Annotated in this window: 15 protein-coding genes; 2 read left to right on the forward strand and 13 right to left on the reverse strand. The window is 72.7% G+C overall.

Going from position 1 to position 21,317, the window contains the following annotated elements; all coding sequences use genetic code 11:
• Positions 1-13: 13 nt before the first annotated feature.
• The 7 genes from QJ852_21415 to QJ852_21445 all read right to left on the reverse strand — a co-directional run bounded on the left by QJ852_21415 (position 14) and on the right by QJ852_21445 (position 13,263).
• Positions 14-6,676, reverse strand: a complete 6,663-nt coding sequence (locus tag QJ852_21415) for a metallophosphoesterase (protein ID WGX95701.1) — start codon at positions 6,674-6,676, stop codon at positions 14-16.
• A gap of 221 nt (positions 6,677-6,897) precedes the next feature.
• Positions 6,898-7,878: a ribose-phosphate diphosphokinase gene (locus QJ852_21420; protein ID WGX95702.1), complete on the reverse strand. Its 981-nt coding sequence runs from the start codon at positions 7,876-7,878 to the stop codon at positions 6,898-6,900.
• A 34-nt stretch (positions 7,879-7,912) separates the two neighbouring features.
• Positions 7,913-9,391, reverse strand: a complete 1,479-nt coding sequence (gene glmU / locus QJ852_21425) for a bifunctional UDP-N-acetylglucosamine diphosphorylase/glucosamine-1-phosphate N-acetyltransferase GlmU (GenBank protein WGX95703.1) — start codon at positions 9,389-9,391, stop codon at positions 7,913-7,915.
• 35 nt (positions 9,392-9,426) lie between these two features.
• A complete protein-coding gene (locus QJ852_21430; protein ID WGX99492.1) occupies positions 9,427-10,068 on the reverse strand; it encodes a response regulator transcription factor in 642 nt (213 codons plus the stop codon).
• A 5-nt stretch (positions 10,069-10,073) separates the two neighbouring features.
• The gene (locus QJ852_21435; protein WGX95704.1) at positions 10,074-11,297 is read right to left on the reverse strand and encodes a histidine kinase; all 1,224 of its coding nucleotides are present in this window, start codon (positions 11,295-11,297) and stop codon (positions 10,074-10,076) included.
• A gap of 17 nt (positions 11,298-11,314) precedes the next feature.
• Complete coding sequence (locus QJ852_21440) at positions 11,315-12,646, reverse strand: FtsX-like permease family protein (protein ID WGX95705.1); 1,332 nt, start codon at positions 12,644-12,646, stop codon at positions 11,315-11,317.
• Positions 12,643-13,263, reverse strand: a complete 621-nt coding sequence (locus QJ852_21445) for an ABC transporter ATP-binding protein (protein ID WGX99493.1) — start codon at positions 13,261-13,263, stop codon at positions 12,643-12,645. The genes QJ852_21440 and QJ852_21445 overlap by 4 nt, the downstream gene beginning before the upstream one ends.
• 380 nt (positions 13,264-13,643) lie before the next feature.
• On the opposite strand from QJ852_21445, the gene QJ852_21450 reads away from it, so the two are divergent.
• Both QJ852_21450 and QJ852_21455 read left to right on the forward strand, forming a co-directional pair.
• Positions 13,644-13,823, forward strand: a complete 180-nt coding sequence (locus QJ852_21450) for a DUF5999 family protein (GenBank protein WGX95706.1) — start codon at positions 13,644-13,646, stop codon at positions 13,821-13,823.
• Between the two features lie 63 nt (positions 13,824-13,886).
• Entirely contained in the window at positions 13,887-14,285 is a 399-nt protein-coding gene (locus QJ852_21455) for a DoxX family membrane protein (GenBank protein ID WGX95707.1), read from the forward strand.
• Between the two features lie 30 nt (positions 14,286-14,315).
• Here QJ852_21455 and QJ852_21460 read toward each other — a convergent pair whose 3' ends face one another.
• Genes QJ852_21460 through QJ852_21485 form a run of 6 tightly spaced genes read right to left on the reverse strand, consistent with a single transcriptional unit; the run spans position 14,316 to position 21,295 of the window.
• Entirely contained in the window at positions 14,316-15,920 is a 1,605-nt protein-coding gene (locus QJ852_21460) for an AMP-binding protein (protein ID WGX95708.1), read from the reverse strand.
• Positions 15,921-15,979: 59 nt separating this feature from the next.
• A complete protein-coding gene (locus QJ852_21465; protein ID WGX95709.1) occupies positions 15,980-16,825 on the reverse strand; it encodes an ABC transporter permease in 846 nt (281 codons plus the stop codon).
• The gene (locus QJ852_21470; protein WGX95710.1) at positions 16,825-17,769 is read right to left on the reverse strand and encodes an ABC transporter permease; all 945 of its coding nucleotides are present in this window, start codon (positions 17,767-17,769) and stop codon (positions 16,825-16,827) included. The genes QJ852_21465 and QJ852_21470 overlap by 1 nt, the downstream gene beginning before the upstream one ends.
• Positions 17,766-18,758 (reverse strand): ABC transporter ATP-binding protein, encoded by a 993-nt coding sequence (locus QJ852_21475; protein WGX95711.1) that lies wholly within the window; start codon positions 18,756-18,758, stop codon positions 17,766-17,768. Before QJ852_21475 ends, QJ852_21470 begins: the two co-directional genes overlap by 4 nt.
• Positions 18,755-19,741: an ABC transporter ATP-binding protein gene (locus QJ852_21480; GenBank protein WGX95712.1), complete on the reverse strand. Its 987-nt coding sequence runs from the start codon at positions 19,739-19,741 to the stop codon at positions 18,755-18,757. Before QJ852_21480 ends, QJ852_21475 begins: the two co-directional genes overlap by 4 nt.
• 33 nt (positions 19,742-19,774) lie before the next feature.
• Complete coding sequence (locus QJ852_21485) at positions 19,775-21,295, reverse strand: ABC transporter substrate-binding protein (protein ID WGX95713.1); 1,521 nt, start codon at positions 21,293-21,295, stop codon at positions 19,775-19,777.
• Positions 21,296-21,317 lie beyond the last annotated feature (22 nt).

Genomic DNA, 21,317 nt, shown 5'->3' on the forward strand with positions numbered 1-21,317 from the left:
GGAGCCCGGGCGCTCAGCGGCGGACCTTGATCCGCACCACCGCCCGCGCTCTCTCGACCTCGGCGTTGCCGGCGAAGACGACCTTCAACCGCCGGGTGCCCACCCGCTGGAAGGCCGGCAGCCGCAGCTTCACGACCCCGTCGCGGACGACGGCCCGGACGTTCTTGGCACCGGGGATCTTGACCGTCACGGTGCCGTCGGCGCCGACGCCGGGCGGTACGTCGACGCGGACGCGCACCACCGCCCGGGTCCGGCGGACTTGGATCCGCTTCGGCTTCACCTTCAGCACCCGGACCTCCGCCTGGGCCTTGATGACGTGCACCCGGACCGGCGTCGAGGCCGCAGCATAGGTCCCGTCGCCGTCGTAGGCCACCCGCAGCTGATGGGTGCCCACCGGCAGTGACCGGGCCGGGAGCACGACGTACGCCGTGCCGCCCGCGAGCTGTCCGGTGCCGACGACCGTGGTGCCGGCGAGGACGCGCACCGCCCCGCTCGGAGCTCCCTCGGCGCCTGCCGCCCGGACCGTCAGCGTCGCGGCGCTGCCGAAGCCGACCTCCAGGTCGCCGGCGCTGACCGTCAGCCGCGCCGGGTCGGTCGGGTCGACCGGTGCGTCGGGGTCCAGCGGCGCGACGTAGTGGACGTCGCCGACGGAGGATCCGGCGACCAGGCGGTAGGCGCCCGGCTCGTCCGGCAGCACCAGGTCGAGGGTGGCGCGGCCGTCCCCGTCGAGGGTGCGCTGGCCCAGGTAGGCGATGTCGGGGGCGGCTGGCGCGGCCGGGTCCGCCGGCGCGCGCAGCACCAGCACACCCGACTCGGCGCCGGCGGCGGCCGGTCCCAGGTCGAGGGTCAGGGTGATGGCGCCGTCCGGGCCGGCGGCCAGCGTGTGGCCGGGCGTGCTCGCCGCGGACGCCGCCGGCGTCGCCCGGGCGCCGAAGCCCGGTGCGGGTCGGCCGAGGCCGGCGCTCCGCTCACCCGCGCCGGCCGGGGTGCGGAGCACCGGCCGGGCGAGATCGGTGTCCCATCGCCACACCTGCGCCAGGTCGAACCCGATCCCGGACCAGGTGCCGGGCTGCGCCAGCTCGGCGGCGGTGAGCGAGCCGCCGTTGCGCGTGGCCGGGCCCACCTCGGTGCTGACCTGCACGGCGGGGACCAGGGAGTCGAGTGCCCACAGGTCCTCCAGGGTGGCCGACTCGGTGCCGGCGAACCGGGCGATCACGCGGTGGGCGTTCGTGGTCGCCGTGACCGCGGGGCTGAGCACGACGCCGTGCCGGACGACGGTCCCGGCGTTGCGGGCGTAGCCGGTCAGCCCGCCCGCCGAGGCGGCCGCGGACCGGACCTCGCCGGTCGCGTAGACGCGCTCCGTCGTGCTCGGCGCGTCCGCGACGCCGATGATCCCGCCGGCGTAGGCAGCGGTCGTGGTCGTCACGTCCGCGGTCGACCACGCGTCGCGCAGGGTGCCGAAGGAGTCGCCCGCGATGCCGCCGGCGTACGACGGCGCGCTGACGGACCCGGACACGCCGACCCGCTCGACGGTCCCCCTCAGGGTGTCGACCAGGCCTCCGGCCTTGTTGCCGGTCTTGCTGATCTCCACGTCCGTCAGGACCAGGTCGGTCACGACGCCGGTCGTGTCGATCACCCCGAAGAGCCCGCCCTCGGTGGACCGCAGGCCGCGGATCTCGTGGCCGGCCCCGTCGAGGGTGCCGCGGAAGGTCGGGACCCGGACCGCGGCCCCGGCCAGGTCGAGGTCGGCGGCGAGCCGGAACCGCTCGTCGGGGTACATCGCGAGCGCCGTCAACTCGGCGGCGGTGGTGACCAGCCAGGCGCCGTCCTCGTCCTGCCCGGCGGTCGGCCCCGGCCGCTCGGGCACGTCCTCCGTGGCGGTCCGCAGCACCGGCCGGTCGCCGTTGGCGTCCCAGGCCCAGGTCTGCTCGAGGTCGAAGCCGAGAACGTCGGCCCAGGTGGCCTGCCGCACGGCATCCGCCGCCGACACGGTCGCGCCGTTGAGCGTGGCCGGACCGGTCGCGGTGGCCGATTGGACGCCGGCCACCACGTACTCGGCGGCGTAGAGGTCCGCGAGGGTCGCGGTCTGGCCGTTGGCCGATCGGGCCACGACCCGCTGCGTGGTCGTCGTCCCGGTGACCGAGGGATTGAGCGCGAACGCCTGGCGCACCACGGTCGCGCTGTTGCGCGCGTAGCCGCTGATGCCACCGCCCGACGTACCGGTCGCGGTGACCGCGCCCGTCGCGTAGACCCGCTCGGTCAGGCTCGGTGCGTCCGCGACGCCGACGATGCCGCCGGCGTAGTTGCCGCTCGACGTACGCACCGTGGCGGTCGAGTAGACGTCGCGGATCGTGCCGAAGGAGTCACCGGCCACGCCCGCGGCGTACTCCTTGGCGGTGACCGAGCCCGAGGTCCAGACCCGCTCGACGGTGCCGCGCAGCGTGTCGGTCAGCGCACCGGCACGAGCGGCCGGCTTGTCGATGCTCACCTCGACGAGCCCGAGGTCACGCACCGCCCCGTCGGCGCCGATCAGGGCGAACAGGCCCCCGGCCGCGGACGTCCAGCCGCGGATCTCGTGGCCGGCACCGTCGAAGACACCGTTGAACGGGCGCCGGGTCGCGAGCTGTGGCACCTCCGTCCCGCTGAGGTCGAGGTCGGCGGCGAGCCGGTAGCTCTCCTCCGGGAACGCGGTGACCTGGGCCAGCTGCGCCGGCTCGGTGATCAGGTACGAGCCGTCCTGGTCCTGCGGGAGGCTCGGCGCGACCGACGTGTCGTCGATCTCCTCGGGGGTGCCGCGCAGCAGCGGACGCTTGGCCTTCGCGTGCCACTCCCAGACCCCGTCGAGGTCCCAGCCGAGCCCGGCGAACCAGGACGCGGTGCGCAGGTCGGCCGCCCGGACGACCTCGCCCTTCCAGTTGTCGGCCGCGGGCGGGTCGGTCAGGCTCTCCCCCGTCACGGTGACGCCCGAGCTGCGGTAGTTGCGCGAGAGCTCCGCGATCTGGCCGTCGGCCACGCGCCCCACGATGGCGTGCGCGAAGGACGGCGCCTGGACGACGTCGTTGAGGGACACCGACTGGGACACCACGGTGTTCTCGTAGCCGTAGCTGACGACGCCGCCCGCGTTGCGCCCCTGGGCCCGCACCGCACCCGTCGACAGCAGTCGCTCGCTGGTCGATCCGCCGATCGCGATCGCGACCACGCCGCCGGCGTACAGGCCGGTGGTGGTGACGTCGGCGGTCGAGTAGGAGTCACGGATCGTGCCGTAGTGGTCGCCGACGATGCCGCCGGCGCGGGTGGCTCCGGTGATCGAGCCCGCGGTCCGGACCCGCTCGATCAGGCCGTGGTTGACATCGGCGACCAGGCCGACCGTGCCGCGCTCGGTCGTGACGTCGCCGACGACCGCGAGGTCGCGGACGGTGCCGTAGTTGTCGGCGAACAGGCCGACGCCCTCGGTGCCGGGCGGGGTGAAGCCGGTGATCGTGTGTCCGGCGCCGTCGAGGACGCCGGTGAAGGAGACCAGCCGGTCGATCTGCCCGTGCGTCTCGCCGGTGAGGTCGAGGTCGGTGGTCAGGCGGTAGTACCCGGCGGGGTCGTTGGCGATCTTGGCCAGGTCGGCGCCAGAGGCGATCAGGTACGGGTCGTCCTCGGTGCCCTCGCCGCCGATGCCCTCGCGGGCCACGATCGGCGCGGTCATGGGGCGCGCGCTCCCGAGGCCGTCCCAGGCGTACACCTCGAGGGTGTCGCTCGGGTTCACCGGCAGCGGCGTGGCGAAGGTGGCGAACTGCTCGGAGCCCTGGTGGTCCAGCGTGACGTCCACGGTGCGCAGGTCGCGCAGCTCGCGGCCCGTGCTGTCGTAGGTCGCGGCGACCACGGTGGTCGACGCCGGTGCTCCCTCGGTGCTGAGCACGCCGACACCTTCGAGCCGGCGGTCGGCCACGTCGGTGGAGGTGATCCGCCAGTGACCGGTGGGCTTCGTGACGGTGTAGCTGTCGACCTCTCGGCCGTCGACCGTGTACGTCGTCAGCGTCAGCCCTGCGTCGGTGGCCTCGAGCACCGTGCCCATCTGGGCGTCCTCGTCGAAGACGACGTCGTCCCACCAGTGCACGACGTTGTCGTAGAACTTCGGCCCGGCCGAGCCGAGGGTCACGAAGGTCGTGCCGAGGGCCTCCTCCTCGGGCGTCGCGGCCAGGCGTCCGTCGTAGATGGTGGAGCGCTTGTAGATGTGGTCGTGACCGCCGACGTAGAGGTCGACGCCGAGCTTCTCGAACGCGGCGGTCAGCTTGGGCCGGTCGGCAGCCAGGGGGCCGTCGTTGCCGTGCGAGCCGCCGTAGTAGGAGTAGTGGCCGGTGACGACGTTCCACGTCCGGTCCGAGGCCCGGATGTCGCGGGTGAGCCACTCGATCTGCTTGTCCATGTCGTCCACGGAGTTGAGCACCGCGATGTGCACGTCGCCCCGGTCGAAGGAGTAGTTGCTCTCGCCGATGGCGCCGTTCTTGGGGGTGTCGAACATGTTGCCGAAGATCGTCGTGCGCTCCTCGGAGAGCGCGTTGTAGTCGAGGTCCCCGTAGGTCTCGTGGTTGCCGGCCACCGGCGCGTACTGCACGTCGAGCCCGTCGAAGACGTGCTCGAAGACCTCCTCCCAGTACTGCCCGCGGCCACCGTTGTCGACCAGGTCGCCGGTCTGCAGCAGGGTGCGGCCGCCCGGGGACTTCTCCTGCAGGGTCGCCAGGACGTCGCGCAGCAGGCCGAGGTCCCCCGCGTCGTGGCTGGTCGCCTGGAGGTCGCCGATCGCGTAGATCGGCTCGTTGCCGGCGCCGCCGGCCACGAACGCGCCCTGCACCTCGGTCCAGGCATCGGTCGCGGCGGGCGAGGGAGCGGCGCCGTCGACGGCCACGCCGAACCGGTACTCGTAGCGGTCGCCGTCGGTGAGGCCGGTGAGGTCGAACTCGTGGCTGCGCAGTGTCTGACCGGTGATCGAGTGCTGGTAGACCGGCTCGTCGTTGCCGATCGTGTTGACCTCGTAGGCCCGGTCGTTGGTCGAGGTGAGCACCTCGGCGCTCGCCCAGTCGTCACCGCCGGCCGGCCGGACCTGCGCGTAGACCTTGTCGATGGCGCGGTCGGTGGAGACGGCGATGCCGGCGCCGCCCGCCTGCTCGGTCACCGTCGCGGTGCTGCCGAAGTACTGGAAGACCCCGTCGGGGTCGAGGGTGTCCTGGTCCACGACGATGCGCAGCAGCTCGGTGCCGATATTGCCCTGTGCGTCCGCGGCCTTCACCACGACGAAGTGGTCGTCGTAGCCGCGCACCCGGAAGGCGCCGTCGGCGACGCCGACGACGCCGGCCGCGTCGTACACCTCGTAGGTGAGGGTGGGCTCGAGACCGGAGTCGTCGGTCGCGGTGACCCGCGGCAGCTCGATCATCGCGCCGTACGCCGCCGTGGCCGGGAACCCGTCGTCGACGGTGATCTCGGGCGCGTAGTTGGCTCCGCGGGTCGTCTCGCCGATCCAGATCGGCGCGGAGACGGCGACATGACCGTCGGTCTGGGTGGCGCGCACGAAGTACCAGTCGCCCTCGGCGACCGCCTGCTCGTGCTCCAGGCTCAGGGTGCGGCCCGTGACGCCGGCGAACGCGTGGGCGACGGCCCCGCCGTTGGTGACCAGATCGACCCGGGTGAACGCGTCGCGCTCGTCGGGGTCCTCGAGCCGGACGTCGAAGCGCACCGTCGTCGTGTCGGCCGGGAGGATCGAGCCCATCAGCCGGTCGTTGCCGGCGAAGGCGAGCTCCAGATTGCCGTCCTGGCTGCTGTAGGTGCTGCGGTCCTTCATCGCGGCGTACAGGCCGTCGAGGGAGTGCTCGGTGGCCCACACCCCGCTGATCGCCTGGTTGCCGCTGACCCAGGTCGCGGAGTGCTCGTCGCCGTTCCAGACCGGGCCGAGGTGCCAGCCGGTGTCCAGCGCGGCGACGTACTGCTCCTGCTGCCCCGCGCTCTTGACCTCGATCAGCTCCATCGACTCGTCGACGTCGCGGTCAAGACCGTTGAAGCCGAAGAAGCGGCCCTTGCCCGTGGCACTGGGGTGGTTGAACTGGCCGATCGCGTCCGGGTCCTGCTTGATCCGGGCGAAGAAGGTGTACATGTCGTACTTCAGGTCGCCGGTCCCGAACCCGTTGCCGAAGCCGTCGACGCTGCCCTTCTCGGTGGCCCGGGCCGTCGCCTTCCAGTCGGCGTTGAAGACGTTGATGTGGCCGGTGCCGTCGTACCAGGTGTTCTCGATCGAGGGCACCGCGACGAGATCGTCCTGGGCCTCGTTGAAGGCGAACGCGTCCTCGTGCACCTGGCGCCACTCCTCGGAGTCGGCGTCGCGCCAGTCGTCGACGAAGTCGTCGCCGTTGCGCAGGTCCCACATGACGTCGTGCTCGGAGACGGTGAAGAAGTCGGCCTGGGTCTCGGACCGCACGTGGTCGAAGGCGTCGTTCGGCAGCTTCACGCCGTCGCTGACCGAGGTGTGGGAGTGGAACTCGCCGGTGTAGAGGCTCTTCCCGAGGTACGTCGGCCGGTCGTCGTCGCGCGGGGCCGCGGTGGCGCTCGCCACCACCACCCCGAGCGTGCCGAGGAGCAGTGCTCCGGCCGTCGTACCCACCAGTCCGCGACGGGCCGCGCGGCCCCACCTGACGCTCATCGATCCTCCGTGGTTGCGTGAACCACCGCAGACCACCGGAGTCAGATGAACGAAGGGTCTCCACAAGCCGTCCGCGGGGTGTCCCGCGGCGGTCGATCAGAGGGCGTCCCGGGTCGCCCGGGGTCGCCACCATCACCCGTCGTTTGGGCACGAACCGCATGCTCGAACGGCTTTTTGCTGCGGTTTGGTCCCAAACCGCAGCGATTAGCTAACGCCGTTAACTACGCGTGCCCGTCGAACATCGAGGTCACCGAGCCGTCCTCGAAGACCTCGCGGATGGCGCGGGCGACGAGCGGCGCGATCGACAGTGTGGTCAGCTTGTCGAACTGCTTCTCCGAGGGCACCGGCAGTGTGTTGGTGATGACGACCTCGGTGGCGCAGCAGTTCTTCAGCCGGTCGACGGCGGGGTCGGAGAGGATCGCGTGGGTCGCGGCGATGATGACGCCGGCCGCGCCGTCGGCCATCAGCGCCTCGGCGGCCTTCACGATCGTGCCACCGGTGTCGATCATGTCGTCGGTGAGCACGCACATGCGGCCCTTGACGTCGCCGACGACGCGGTTGGCGACGACCTCGTTGGCGACATCGGTGCGGCGGGTCTTGTGGATGAACGCCAGGGGTACGCCGCCGAGGCGGGCCGCCCAGCGCTCGGCGACCTTGATCCGGCCGGCGTCGGGCGAGACGACGGCGAGCTCCTGATCGCCGTACTTCTGCTTGATGTAGTCGGTGAGGATCGGCAGCGCCATGAGGTGGTCGACCGGGCCGTCGAAGAAGCCCTGGAGCTGGTCGGCGTGCAGGTCGACGGTGATGATCCGGTCGGCGCCCGCGGTCTTGAACAGGTCGGCCATCAGCCGCGCGGAGATCGGCTCCCGGCCGCGGTGCTTCTTGTCCTGGCGGCTGTAGCCCCAGAACGGCATGACCACGGTGATCCGCTTGGCCGAGGCGCGCTTGAGCGCGTCGACCATGATCAGGTGCTCCATGATCCACTCGTTGATGGGCGTCGTGTGGCTCTGGATCACGAAGGCGTCGCAACCGCGGACCGACTCCTGGTAGCGGACGTAGATCTCGCCGTTGGCGAACTCGTACGCCGACGTCGGCACCAGCGCCTGGTCGAGGATCCGGGCGACCTCGTCGGCCAGCTCGGGGTGTGCCCTCCCCGAGAAGACCATCAGGTTCTTCTCGGTCGTCCGCTTCAGACCGCTCACGTCTGTGACTCCCCCTGGTCGTCGCTGGTGGTACCTAGGATTCTGCCCGCTCGCCCGCGTCGTCCCCAAGTCCGGGTCCGTTTTCGGACTGTTCACCCGCGGCGGCGGCCGCCGCCTCCGCCTGGGCGGTCCCGGCGCGTCGCGAGACGACCCAGCCCTCGAGGTTGCGCTGGGGCGAGGTGCTCACGGCGAGGGCGCCCGGCGGGACGTTGCGCCGGACCACGGTCCCGCCGCCGGTCGAGGCGCCGTCGCCGATCGCGACCGGCGCGACGAAGGTGTTGTTGGACCCCGTCTTCGCGTGCTTGCCGACGGTGGTGCGGTGCTTGGCGACGCCGTCGTAGTTGGCGAAGATCGTGCCGGCGCCGATATTGGCGCCGTCGCCGATCTCGGCGTCGCCGACGTACGACAGGTGCGGGACCTTGGCCCCGTCGCCGATCTGCGCGTTCTTGGTCTCGACGAAGGTGCCGATCTTGCCGTCGGCACCGAGCAGCGTGCCGGGCCGGAGATAGGCGAACGGTCCCACCCTCGCCCCCGGCCCGATCACGGCGAGCTGGCCGTGCGCGCGCACGACCCGGGCGCCCGCGCCGATCTCGCAGTCCTCGAGTGTGGTGTCGGGGCCGACGACGGCGTCCTCGGCGACCACCGTGGCGCCGAGCAGCTGGGTGCCGGGCAGGATCGTGACGTCGGGGGCGAGCTCGACCGCCGCGTCGATCCAGGTCGTCGCGGGGTCCATGACGGTGACGCCCTCGCGCATCCAGCGGGTGACGATGCGGCGGTTCAGCTCCCGGCCGAGGTCGGCCAGCTGGACCCGGTCGTTGGCGCCCTCGGTCTGCAGCGCGTCCTCGACGGGATGGGCGGTGACGACGCGACCGGCGGCGCGGGCCAGCCCGACCGCGTCGGTGAGGTAGTACTCCCCCTTGGCGTTGTCGTTGCCGATCCGGCCGATGGTCTCGGCGAGGAAGGCGGCGTCGAAGGCGAGGATGCCGGAGTTGATCTCGGTGATCGCGCGCTCGGCGTCGGAGGCGTCCTTCTCCTCGACGATCGCCTGGACCACGCCGGTCTCGTCGCGGACGACGCGGCCGTAGCCGAACGGGTCGGCGACGATCCCGCTCAGGATGCTGACCGCGGCGCCGGCGCGCTGGTGGGACGCCGTGAACGCGCGGAGCGTGGCGCCCTCGAGGAGCGGAGTGTCGCCGTACGCGACGAGGACCGTGCCCTCGCGGGGCGCGTCGGCGAGCGCCTCCAGGGCGACCCGCACGGCGTGGCCGGTGCCGAGCTGCTCGTCCTGGACGGCGAGCACCGCCTCCGGGTGCAGCTCGCTGACGTGGGGGCCGACCAGCTCGCGCTGGTGCCCGACGACGGTCACCACCCGGGCCGGCTCGAGCGCGCCCACGGCGGCCAGGACGTGGCCGATCATGCTGCGACCGCCGATCCGGTGGAGGACCTTCGGCGTCTTCGACTTCATGCGGGTGCCGCCGCCGGCGGCGAGGACGATCACGGTCAGGTCGGTCACGGAGCCACTCTAGAAGGAGCCGCGTCCGGCGGTGCTCAGCGCCCGTCGAGCCAGGCCAGCACGGCCAGCACCCGGCGGTTGTCGTCGGGCGCCTGCGGCAGGTCGAGCTTGGTGAAGATGCTGTTGATGTGCTTGCCCACGGCCTTCTCGGTGACGACCATGCGGGCCGCGATCGCGGCGTTGGAGCGGCCCTCGGCCATCAGGGTCAGCGCCTCCTGCTCACGCTCGGTGAGCCGGTCCAGGGGGCGCGACCGCGCGGAGACGAGCGCGGCGACGACCTCCGGGTCGAGCACGGTGCCGCCGGCGGCGACCTGGCGCACCGCGGCGAGGAAGCCGTCGACATCGGCGACCCGGTCCTTGAGGAGGTATCCGATCGCGCCCTCGCCGCCCGCCAGGAGGTCGCGGGCGTAGAGCGGCTCCACCCACTGGCTGAGCACCAGCACGGGGAGGGCCCGCCGCACGGCCCGGGCCGCGGTCGCGGCCTCCAGCCCCTCGGTGGTGTGGGTCGGCGGGAGGCGGACGTCAACCACGGCGATGTCGATGTCGTCGCGGGTCAGCGCCCGGGCCAGCGAGGAGGCGTCGTCGACCGCCTCGACCACCTCGACGCCGCCGGACTCCAGGATCCGGGTGAGACCGACCCGGAGCAGGGCCTGGTCCTCGGCGAGCACGGCTCTCAGCGTCGTCACTGCGGCAGGCACGGCACCTCCATCCGGACCGTGGTCGGCCCGCCGGCGGGACTGTCGACCGTCACGGTGCCGTCGAACGCGGCGAGCCGGCGCGCGACGCCGGCGAGGCCGGACCCCACGGGGTCGGCCCCGCCCCGGCCGTCGTCGCCCGCGACGAGACGGAGCCGCTGCCCGGCGTACGAGCCGCTGACCCACGCCCGGCTCGCACCGGCGTGCTTGACCGTGTTGGCGAGGCACTCGGCGACCGCGAAGTAGGCGGCCGACTCGACCGGAGCAGGGAGGCGGGGTACGTCGACCGCGACCGCCACGGGGACCGGTAGTGCCAGCGCCAGCGCCTCGACCGCGCCGGCGAGGCCGCGGTCGGCGAGCACCGGCGGGTGGATGCCGCGGACCACGGAGCGCAGGTCGTCGAGGGCGTCCATGGTGGTCTCCCGGGCCTCGCGCAGCAGGGCGGCGGCGCCCTCGGGGTCGGTCCGGAGCAGCTTCTCGGCGAGCCCGACGCTCATGCCGACCGACGCGATCCGGGCCTGGGCGCCGTCGTGGAGGTCGCGCTCGATGCGGCGCACCTCGGCGGCGGAATGGTCGAGCGTCTCCGCACGGGACTCCTCGACCCGTTCGACCCGCTCGGCGAGCACGGCGACCCGGTCGTGACCGAGGATCGCCCGCTCGACCCGGGCGCGGGAACGCACCAGCGGCTCGGTCGTCACCCACCAGGTCAGCAGCAGCGGACCACTGAGCACGAGGAGCAGCACCCAGGCCCAGTCGCCCGCGGTGAAGGCCAGCACCAGCCACGTGATCGGCGTGGTGAGCAGGGCGAGCGGCAGCATCGAGATCACGAATCCGCCGGTCGCGGCGAAACAGAGGAAGCCGAAGTCGCGCCAGCGCGCGGGATCGCGCAGCCAGTGCGCGGGCCGGATCAGTGTGGCGCCCCGCGTCGGGGCGTACGACGCGGGGATCGCCTCCCCCAGCAGCCGACCGCTGAGGCGCCGGTGGACGGCGGTCAGCGCCGCCGTCGCCGGGACGACGCCGAGCGCCAGCACGAAGCCGACGCCGACGAGGCCGAGCGGGATGCAGAGCAGGGTGAGGATCGCCAGCACCAGGCCGGGGACGAACGAGACGGCGTACCCGGCGGACACCAGGCTCAGCCGCAACCGCTCCCGGAGACCGGTCTCGTCTACCGGCGTCACGGGCAGCGGTCGGATCGGGGCCAGCACGTCCATCGTGCCCGAGTCTGTCATCACGCGGTCCCCCGCGCAGCGCTCCGCACCGCGCCGCGGGCCGCGCCCAGGGTCAGCGCGACGATCGCGGCGGCCACCGCGGGCACCAGCCACAGGCCACCGTCGGGGACCACGCCCTCGTCGCGCGCGACGGCGAACGGGACGACGGTCGTGGCCGCCGCCACCAGTCCGAGTGCCACGCCGATGGCGGCGACGATGCCGGCCTCCGCCACCACGGAGCCGCGCACCTGCCGCGGCGTGGCACCGAGGAGCCGGAGGCGGTGCAGCTCCTCGCGCCGGTGCGCGACGGTCGCGACGAAGGCATTGACGACCATGATGGCCGCGAACAGCGAGACCATGCCGACGACGACATTGTTCAACAGGGTGATGGTGTCGCTGTCCGGGGTGCCCGCAGGCAGCGAGCGGCGGTCGATGTCGACGAGCAGCAGGGTCCCGGCGGCGGCCGAGGTCAGCACGACGACGGGGGCCAGGACGCCGGCGAGCAGGTGCGCCCGGCGCCCGGTGTTGTACGACGCCAGGTGGGCCGTCGCCGAGGAGCCGGCGAGCAGCCGCACCGGCCCGGCGCCCCACCTCAGCAGGACGGGTGCGAGCACGGCCAGGCCCACGCCGACCAGGATCGAGCTGGAGCCGCTCGTGGACATCGCGGCGTAGGGGTCGTCGGCGTCGGCGGTCACCGCGACCGTGATCACCGCCATCGCGAGGCCGTATCCGATCAGCACGAGCGCGATCGTGACCCGCCACCAGCGCATCCGGCCCTGGTCTCCCGCGCTCTCCCGGACCAGGACGCCCGCGGGCCCCCGGGTGGCGCGCCGCGCCGCGACCGTGGCCGCCACGGCGGACACCGCCAGGACCAGGAGCGCCGCGCCGGCGACCGAGACCGGGCCGGCGTCGTACTCCGTGCGATCGGCGACGAGCCCACCGGAGCGGATGAGCTCGAAGAGCAGCCGTCCGGCGACCGACGCGGCGAGCGCGCCGACCACGGCGGCACTCAGCGCGATCGCGCCGGTCTCCCGGGCGATCAGTCGGCGGGCCTGGCGGGGGGTGGCGCCGATCGTGCGCAGCAGGCCGATCTCCGTCGCCCGCTGGGTGGTGGTGATCCCGACCGTCGAGGCGACCGAGAAGAGCACGATGAGCGCGCCCCAGCCGCCGACGACGGCGCCGAGGATGATCAGGGTTCCGTCGTCCGGCGCGGGCGCGCCGCCCGCCGACTCGGCCAGCGTGGCGAACGAGCCGATCAGCAGCGTGCCGAGCAGGACGGCGAGGAAGGTGGCGACCGCCGCGCGCGGCCGGTGCCGCAGGCTGCGCAGGGCGAGGGCGTTCATGGCGCTCATGCCGACACCAGCTCGTCGAGGTGGGCCAGCTGGCCGGCAACGGCGTCGGCGGTGGGGTGGGCCATCCGACCCGCGACCCGGCCGTCGACCAGGAAGACCACCTCACCGGCGTACGACGCGGCGACGGGGTCGTGGGTGACCATCACGACGGTCTGGCCGAGGTCGGTGACGCTGCCGCGCAGCAGGCCGAGCACCTGGCGGGCGGTCGTGGAGTCGAGCGCGCCGGTCGGCTCGTCGGCGAGCAGCACGTCCGGCGAGGTCAGCAGTGCGCGGGCGATCGCGACCCGCTGCTGCTGGCCGCCCGACAGACTGCCCGGCAGGTGGTGAGCGCGCTCGGCGAGTCCCACCCGGTCGAGGAGGTAGCGGACCCGCTCGCGGTCGACCCGCTGGCCGGCGAGCCGGCTCGGCAGCGCGACGTTCTGGGCGGCGGAGAGGTACGGCAGCAGGTGGAAGCCCTGGAAGACGAACCCGATCCGCTCCCGACGCAGCCGGGTACGCCGCTCCTCGTCCCAGTCGGTGACGTCGGTGCCGCCGACCAGGACCCGACCACCGCTCGGCCGATCCAGGCCGGCGGCGCAGGACAGGAAGGTGGACTTGCCGGAGCCGGACGGTCCCATCACGGCGGTGAAGGTGCCCCGCCGGAAGGCGAGGTCGATGCCCGCGAGCGCGGTGACGGCGTTGTCGCCGGCGCCGTAGGTGCGGGTGAGGTCCTGGACCTCGAGCGCGGTCTGTGACATGGCTGCTCCTGGGTGTTCCCGGGGGTGTTCCGGGGAGGGGATCTGATGTCATCGACGCTAGGGACGGCGGCGGCCGGGCTCGATGGTCCTGGGCCGCCGGTGCGGGGTGGGGTTTTCCCTACCTCTCGTTCTCGCGCGACTCGTTCTCGCGACGTTCGCAGAAAGAGTTCCTAACGGTTCGGCGAAAGAGCGTGCATCTGCGGCCGATGAGGCGTATCACGAGACATAGTGATGTGAGACGACCGAAAGGGAGCACGATGATGTGTGACCACTCACCCGAGTGCCCGACCGCCGGGGACCCCGACTGCTGCACCGCCCACGTGACCGCCGACCACAGCGAGCAGGGCTGGTGCCGGCTCTGCAACGGCGTCATCCTGTTCGACGACGGTGCCTACCTGACGCCCGAGGGGCAGGCGATGTCACTGCCGCGCTCGGCCTGACGCAACGGTCGAGGTGGGGTGGCGTAGCGTCGGTTCCGTCCCCGCTCGGAGAGGAACCGACACATGCGCACCCCCTCGCGAAGGATCGCCCGGCTGCTGACCGGCGCCACCTACGCCCTGCTCGGTCTCGACGCCCTCCGCTCGCCCGGTGGCCGCGTCGACACGGCCGGACCGCTGCTCGACACCCTGCGCGGCGTCGTACCGCTGCCGGAGGACGACGAGCTCCTGGTCCGCGCCAACGGGGGCGTCCAGGCCGCGGCCGGCGCCGCCCTCGCGCTGGGCGTGCTGCCCCGTCCCGCCGCGCTCGCGCTCGTGGGCTCGATGATCCCCACGACCCTCGCCGGGCACGCGTTCTGGGCCGTCGAGGACCCCGCGGCCCGGCGGATGCAGCAGGTGCAGTTCCTCAAGAACCTGGCGATGATCGGCGGGCTGATCCAGGTCGCCCTCGACCGCGGCGACTGAGCGACCACCTGAGCGAGGATCGGAGGGCAGTCAGCCGCGCTGCTCGCCGATCCGCTCCTTGCGGATCCGGATCCCCAGACCCTCGCGGTCGATCGTGTCCGGCGTGATCCCGTCGGCACGCAGGCTGTGCTTCTGGATCTTGCTGGTCGGGGTCTTCGGCAGCTCGTCGAGGATGCGGAAGTAGCGCGGCACCATGAAGTGCGCCATCCGGGGCCGGATGAACTCGATCAGCTCAGCGACGTCGATCGACCGCCCGGGGGCCGGTGCCAGCACCGCCAGCACCTCGTCCTCGCCGTCGGGACTCGGCGTCGCCACGATGGCCACCTCCGAGACGCTGGGGTGCGCGACGATCTCGTTCTCCACCTCGAACGAGGAGATGTTCTCGCCCCGGCGCCGGATGGTGTCGCCCATCCGGTCGACGAAGAAGTACTCGCCGTCGACGCACCGGAACGCGTCACCCGTGTGGAACCAGCCGTTGCGCCAGGCCGCGGCCGTCGCCTCCGGACGACCGAGGTACTCCGTCGCGATGGTCCACGGCTCGGCGCCGCGCACCACCAGCTCGCCGACCGTGCCGTCGGGCACCTCCAGGTCGTGCTCGTCGACGATCCGGACCTCCATCCCCGGGCGGACCCGGCCGGATGTGCCGTCCTGGGCCGGGTTGGGTCCGGAGACGATCGGGATCGAGACCTCGGTCATGTTGTACATCGCCACGACCTCGACACCGAACCGCTCCGCGAAGGTCGCGGCATCCGACAGCGGGATCATGAACACCCGCCGCAGCGAGTGCTCGCGGTCGGCGGCGGACGGCTCCTGCTTGCTCAGGTACGTCGCCATGACGCCCAGCAGCGTGACGTGCGTCGGCTCGGTCGCGCGGACGAAGTCCCAGAAGTCCCCGGTCCGGAAACCGGAGGTGAGCACGATGCCGCCGCCGAGTACGACGGCCGCGTTGACGCCGATCGTCCCGCCGGCGTGGAACAGGGGCAGGGTCACCAGGTAGCGGTCGTCGGCGCCGAAGTCGCCGGCGAAGGCCGCCTCCGCACAGGCCGACAGCTGGGCATAGGAGCACACGACGCCCTTGGAGGGTCCCGTCGTCCCCGAGGTCAGTACGACGGCGTACGGGTCCCACGGCATGACCTCCGGCCACGCGGCGGGCTCCGGCGGCGGGGCGCCGTCCAGGACGGCCGCATCGTGCACCCGCAGCCCGTCGACCGCCCCGGGCCCGCCCACGACGACGACGTCGCGCAGGCCCGCACGGTCGACGCTCGCCAGGCGGTCGGCCAGATCGGCGTGCACGACCGCGACCGACGCGCCCGACAGCGCGAGGGAGTGCTCCAGCAGGCCGCCCCGGTAGGCGGTGTTGAGCGGCACGAGGACGGCACCGAGGAGGTTGACGCCGAACCAGACCCGCAGCGCGTCGGGACCCGTGGGCAGCCACGAGACCACCCGGTCACCCTGCGCGACGCCGAGGCCGCGCAGCGCGTGGGCGACCCGCTCGGCCTCGCGCAGCGTCTCGGCGTAGGTCCAGCGCCGGCCGTCCTCGAACACGACGAGGGGGCGGTCCGGGTGCTCGCCCGCGCGGTTCCGCAGGGCCTGCGGCAGCACGGCCGCGCTGCTGGTCAGCCAACTCGAGTTCATGGGTCTCCCGTCGTTCGTTGTCGATGATGCAGGTCGGGTGGGCGACGCGCACGTCGCGGTCACCGGCGGCGCGGGTCGAGGAGCCGCTGGACCTCCTCGCCCACGATGTTGAGGGCGAAGACGGTCAGCGCGATCGCGGCGCCCGGGACGAAGATGCTCATCGGCGCGCGCTCGAGGAAGGTGTAGGAGCGCGCCAGGATGGTGCCCCACGACGCCGTGGGCGGCTGGACGCCGAGCTGCAGGAAGCTCAGGCTGGCCTCCGCGATCAGGGCGAAGCCCATGAGCACGGCCAGCTGGGCGACGATCGGCTGGACGACGTTCGGTACGACGTGCGGCAGGATCATCCGGCGCACGCCGCGGGCGCCGAACGACGACGCCGCCTCGATATAGGTCTGGCCGGCCACGGCCATCGTCTGGGCCCGGGTCAGCCGCACCACCACCGGGGTGAGCACGACACCGACGGCGATCATGGCCGTGGTGATGTCGGGCCCCAGCATCGCGGTGATGCCGATGGCGAGGACGAGGGCGGGGAAGGCCATCACCGTGTCGAGCAGCCGCATCAGGATCGCGTCGGGCCACCCCCCGACGTACCCGGCGAGGATGCCGAGCGGGAAGCCGACGACGAGCGCGATCCCGACGGCCAGCAGGGCCGCGAGGATCGAGACCCGGGTGCCGTGCAGCAGCCGGCTGAGGACGTCGCGGCCGAGGTCGTCGGTGCCGAGGGGGTGCTCCGCGCTGGGGCCGAGGAGCACCGAGGTGAGGTCCTGGTGGTTCGGCGCGTGGGGTGCCAGGACGTCGGCCAGGACCACGACGACCGCGACCACGGCGAGGATGCCGTAGCTGAACCAGATCACCGCCGAGGTGCGCGGTGCGGTGCGGGCGGGCTTGCTGAGCGTCGTCGACATCAGGAGATCCTCGGGTCCAGGAGACGGTAGGAGATGTCGACGACCAGGTTGGTGACCAGCACGATCACCGCGGCCAGCAGCACCACCGCCTGGATGACGACGTAGTCGCGCTGGTTGGTCGCCTCCACGACGAGCGACCCGATGCCCGACAGGCCGAAGACGGCCTCGACCACCACGGCGCCGCCGACGAGGTGGGACACCTGGATCCCCAGGATCGTCGCCAGCGGCAGGCTCGAGTTCTTCAGGGCGTGCCGCCACACGATGGACCAGCGGGACAGACCCGTGGCCCGCAGGGTCCGCACGTAGTCGGAGCCGAGGCTCTCGATCATCGCGGAGCGGACCTGCCGGCAGATCTCGGCCGAGCCGACCATGCCCAGGGCGATCGCCGGGAGGACGAGGGCGCGCAGCGCGTTCGCGGGGTCGTCGGCGAAGTCCACGCCGCCCGGTCCGGGCAGCCAGCCGAGCTGCAGGGCGAAGACGGCGATCAGCATCATGCCGAGCCAGAAGTTCGGGATCGCGATGCCCGCGGTCGCCGCGGTGGTGAACAGGCGGTCGACCCAGCTGCCGGGCCGCTGCGCCGCGGCGACGCCGCTGGGGATGCCGATGACGATCGCGACGAGCAGCGCGAAGAGGGTCAGCAACAGGGTCACCGGGAGCCGGTCGAGCACGATCTCGGTGACCGGCTGTCCGGTGCGGTACGACGTCCCGAGGTCGCCGGTGACGACGCCGCCGATCCAGTCGAGGTAGCGGGTCAGCACCGGCTGGTCGAGGCCCAGGTCGGCGCGGATGGCGGCGAGCTTCTCGTCCGTGGCGTACTCCCCGGCCAACGCGACCGCCTGGTCGCCGGGGATCAGCTGTTGCAGCAGGAAGGCGACCAGCGTCGCCAACAGCAGGGTGGGCACGGTCCAGACGAGCCGGGTCGCGACCGCGGAGGCGATCCTCATCGGGCGCCTCCTGTCGTCGCGGCGGCCGGGCGCGGGCCGTAGAGCTCCCCGACCCGTAGGCAGGCCGAGGTGCCGCCGTCGACGGGGACGAGCACCGGCAGGTCCGTCGCGCAGCCGGCCGCGGCATGCAGGCACCGGGGATGGAAGCGGCACCCGGAGGGCGGGGCGAGCGGACTGGGCACGTCCCCGCGCAGGATGATGCGCTCGCCGGCGCCCGGTGCGTGCACGTCGGGGCGTGCGGAGAGCAGGGCCTCGGTATAGGGGTGGCGCGGCGCGTCCAGCAGGACGTCGGCCGCGGCCGTCTCCACCAGCCGGCCGAGGTACATCACGGCCACCCGGTCGGCGATGTGGCCGACCACGCCGAGGTCGTGGCTGATGAAGACGACGGTGAGGTCGTACTCGTCCTTCAGGTCTCCGAGCAGGTTGAGGATCTCCGCCTGCAGCGCCACGTCCAGCGCGGCGACGGACTCGTCGCACACGAGCATCCGCGGCCGGGTCACCAGGGCCCGGGCGATGTTGACCCGCTGCTTCTGGCCGCCACTGAGCTGGTGGGGATAGCGGTCGTGCAGGTGGGCGGGCAGGCCGACGTCGGCCAGTGCCGCCCGGACCAGGTCGTCGCGATCGGTCCGGGCGCCGCGGCCGAGGACGTCGAGCGGCTCGCGGACACTCTGGTGCACCCGCCGGCGCGGGTCGAGCGCGCTGTGCGGGTCCTGGAACACCATCTGCACCTCGGCGGTGAAGTCGCGACGGCGCTGCCGCGACATCCGGGCCACCTCCTCGCCCTGCCACGAGACCGAACCCGCGGCGGCGGGGACCAGGCCCAGCATGGCGCGTGCCAAGGTCGACTTGCCCGAGCCGCTCTCGCCGATCAGGCCGAGCGTCTGGCCCGCGACGATGTCCAGGCTCACCCCGTCGACGGCCGAGACGCTGCGTCGCCGCCCGACCGGGAAGCGCACCGAGACGTCGTCGAGTCGCATCAGCACGTTCATGACCCGCTCCCTGCCAGCTGCAGCTCCTCGGCACGGGCGCACCGGACCTCCCGACCGCCGGTCACCGGGCGCAGTGCGGGGGTCGCACCGCACGCGGGCCGCGTGTGCGCGCAGCGCTCGGCGAAGACACAGCCCTCGGCGGTCCGCCCCGGGGCCGGTACGGCGCCCGGGATGGTCGGCAGCCGACCGCCGCGGTGCCGGGGATCGGGCAGGGCGGCGAGCAGACCCGAGGTGTAGGGGTGGAGCGGCCGGGCGAGGACCTCCCCCACCGCGCCGGACTCGATCACGCGGCCGGCGTACATGGTGATCATGCGATGACACATCTGGGCGACGACACCGAGGTCGTGGGTCACGAACACCACTCCCATCCCCTCGTCGCGGGCCAGGCCCGAGATGAGCTCGAGCAGCTGGGCCTGGATCGTCGCGTCCACCGCGGTCGTCGGCTCGTCCGCGATGAGGAGTCGGGGCGAGCAGGCCAGCGCCAGCGCGATCACGACCCGCTGCCGCATGCCGCCCGAGAGCTCGTGCGGGTAGGCCCGCAGCCGGGCCCGCGGGTCGGGGATGCCGACCTGGTCGAGCAGCTCGGCGGCACGCGCGGTCGCCTGCCGCCGGTTCAGGCCCTGGCGGCGCCGGAGGGTCTCCACGAGCTGATGGCCGATCCGGAAGACGGGGTCCAACGCCGTCATCGGCTCCTGGAAGACCATCGCCATCGGGACCTCCGCGTGCGGACGCAGCCGGCCTGTGTCGTTCCACAGCGGCTCGCCGTGCAGGCGGGCCTCCCCCCGGACCCGCGCCGTGCGCGGGTCCAGGAGACCCATGAGCGCCAGCGAGGTGACGGTCTTGCCGCTCCCACTCTCGCCGACCAGGCCGACGACCTCCCCCGGCGCGACGTCGAAGGAGACGCCATGCAGCGCCTGGACCTGCGTTCCGTGCGCACCGAAGAAGACGTCGAGACGATCGACGCTGAGCAACGCTCCACTCATGTCAGCACCTGCTTGTCGGTCTTGTCGCTCTGGTCAGTCCAGCGAGACGCCGAGGAACTTCGGCTTGCCGAGGAGGTTGTCCTCGAAGCCGGAGACGTCCTCGCCCAGCGCGATCAGGTTGTCGGGGAAGGAGATCGGGAGGAACGACGCGTTCTCGAAGACCGCTGTCGCGGCGTCCCGGAAGCCCGGGGCGCGCTGGTCGCCCTCGAGCGACGCGTCGGTGCTCTCCAGCGCCTCCACGAGGCCCGGGGTCGCCAGGCCGGAGACGTTGTAGAAGCTGCTGTCCGAGAAGAGCACGTCGAACGCCATCTTCGGGTCGGGGCGGCCGGTGAAGGCCGAGAGCAGGGCAGGCTCCGCGTGGTCCACGAAGTAGGCGTTGACCGCCTGGACGCCCTCCAGCGGCTTCAGGTTCACGGTGACACCGACATCGGCCCACTGCTGCTGCAGGATCTCACCCATCCGCACGGTGCCGGCGTCGGCACTGAGCAGCATGTCGAAGGACAGGTCCGACGCTCCGGCCTCGGCCAGCAGCGCACGGGCCTGGTCCGGGTCGAAGTCGTAGGCCAGCTCCTCGTTCGCGGCCCAGTAGCTGCCCGGGAACAGGCTCGAGGCCGGGCTGCCGAGACCGAAGTAGGCGCTCTTCACGATCGTCTCGCGGTCGATGGCGAGGTTGAGGGCCCGGCGCACGCGCACGTCCTTCAGCTCCGCGGAGCCGAGGTCGAAGTAGACCTCGTCGACCCACAGTCGCGGGGTCCGCACCAGCTGGACGTCCGACTTCCCGTCCAGCTCGGCCGCGTCCGAGGGGGCGTAGCCGAGGGCGACGTCCTGCTTGCCCGAGCGCAGCGACGTGGCCCGGGTGGTCGGGTCGGCCACGACGTTGAACTGGAGCTCGGGCACCCGGGTCGCGTCGGCGTCCCAGTAGTCGTCGAACCGCTCGACGCGCAGGAACTGGCCGCGGTTCCACTTCACGATCGACCACGGGCCCGCACCGACGGGGTTGTCGCTGACGTCGCCATCGCTCTCCTCGACGGCGGCCGGCGACACCATCATGCCGGCCCGGTCCGAGAGCACCATGAGCAGCGAGGCGTCCGGCTCGGCGAGCTCCAGGGTGACCGTGAGCGGGTCATCGACACGGATCGCGGTGACCGAGGCGAGGTCGACCGCGACGTTCGAGCCCTCGCCGCGGGCGCGCTCGAGGTTGAACCGGACCGCCTCCGCGTCCAGGGCGGTGCCGTCATGGAAGGTCAGCCCGTCGCGCAGGGTGAGGGTCAGCTCCCTCGGGCTCGCCTGCGACCAGGACTCGACCAGGCCCGGCTGAGGCACCATGTCGGCGTCGAACCCGATCAACGTCTCGTAGATCGGGTAGAGCATCACATGGTCGCCTCCGGCACTGCCGAGGATCGGGTCGAGAGAGGACGCGTCGGCCGGTACGGCGACGTCGAGTCGCTTGTCCGCTCCGCCGCTGTCGCCGTCGCCGCCGCAGGCGGTGAGAGCGAGGGTGAGGGCGGTGGCCAGCGCCACGCCCGCCCGCTTGAGTGTCATGAGCTTCCTCATGTGTCTTCCTTCCTTGACAGCG

It is taken from the genome of Nocardioides sp. L-11A (genome assembly GCA_029961745.1).
Lineage (GTDB): Bacteria > Actinomycetota > Actinomycetes > Propionibacteriales > Nocardioidaceae > Nocardioides.

Excerpts from the sequence above, each read along its gene's own strand:
- QJ852_21440 (WGX95705.1), bottom strand. The coding sequence starts at position 12,646 with ATGAGCGCCATGAACGCCCTCGCCCTGCGCAGCCTGCGGCACCGGCCG.
- QJ852_21465 (WGX95709.1), bottom strand. The coding sequence starts at position 16,825 with ATGTCGACGACGCTCAGCAAGCCCGCCCGCACCGCACCGCGCACCTCG.
- QJ852_21445 (WGX99493.1), bottom strand. The coding sequence starts at position 13,263 with ATGGGACCGTCCGGCTCCGGCAAGTCCACCTTCCTGTCCTGCGCCGCC.
- QJ852_21460 (WGX95708.1), bottom strand. The coding sequence starts at position 15,920 with ATGAACTCGAGTTGGCTGACCAGCAGCGCGGCCGTGCTGCCGCAGGCC.
- QJ852_21435 (WGX95704.1), bottom strand. The coding sequence starts at position 11,297 with ATGGACGTGCTGGCCCCGATCCGACCGCTGCCCGTGACGCCGGTAGAC.
- QJ852_21455 (WGX95707.1), top strand. The coding sequence starts at position 13,887 with ATGCGCACCCCCTCGCGAAGGATCGCCCGGCTGCTGACCGGCGCCACC.
- QJ852_21415 (WGX95701.1), bottom strand. The coding sequence starts at position 6,676 with ATGAGCGTCAGGTGGGGCCGCGCGGCCCGTCGCGGACTGGTGGGTACG.
- QJ852_21485 (WGX95713.1), bottom strand. The coding sequence starts at position 21,295 with ATGAGGAAGCTCATGACACTCAAGCGGGCGGGCGTGGCGCTGGCCACC.
- QJ852_21480 (WGX95712.1), bottom strand. The coding sequence starts at position 19,741 with ATGAGTGGAGCGTTGCTCAGCGTCGATCGTCTCGACGTCTTCTTCGGT.
- QJ852_21470 (WGX95710.1), bottom strand. The coding sequence starts at position 17,769 with ATGAGGATCGCCTCCGCGGTCGCGACCCGGCTCGTCTGGACCGTGCCC.
- QJ852_21475 (WGX95711.1), bottom strand. The coding sequence starts at position 18,758 with ATGAACGTGCTGATGCGACTCGACGACGTCTCGGTGCGCTTCCCGGTC.
- QJ852_21450 (WGX95706.1), top strand. The coding sequence starts at position 13,644 with ATGTGTGACCACTCACCCGAGTGCCCGACCGCCGGGGACCCCGACTGC.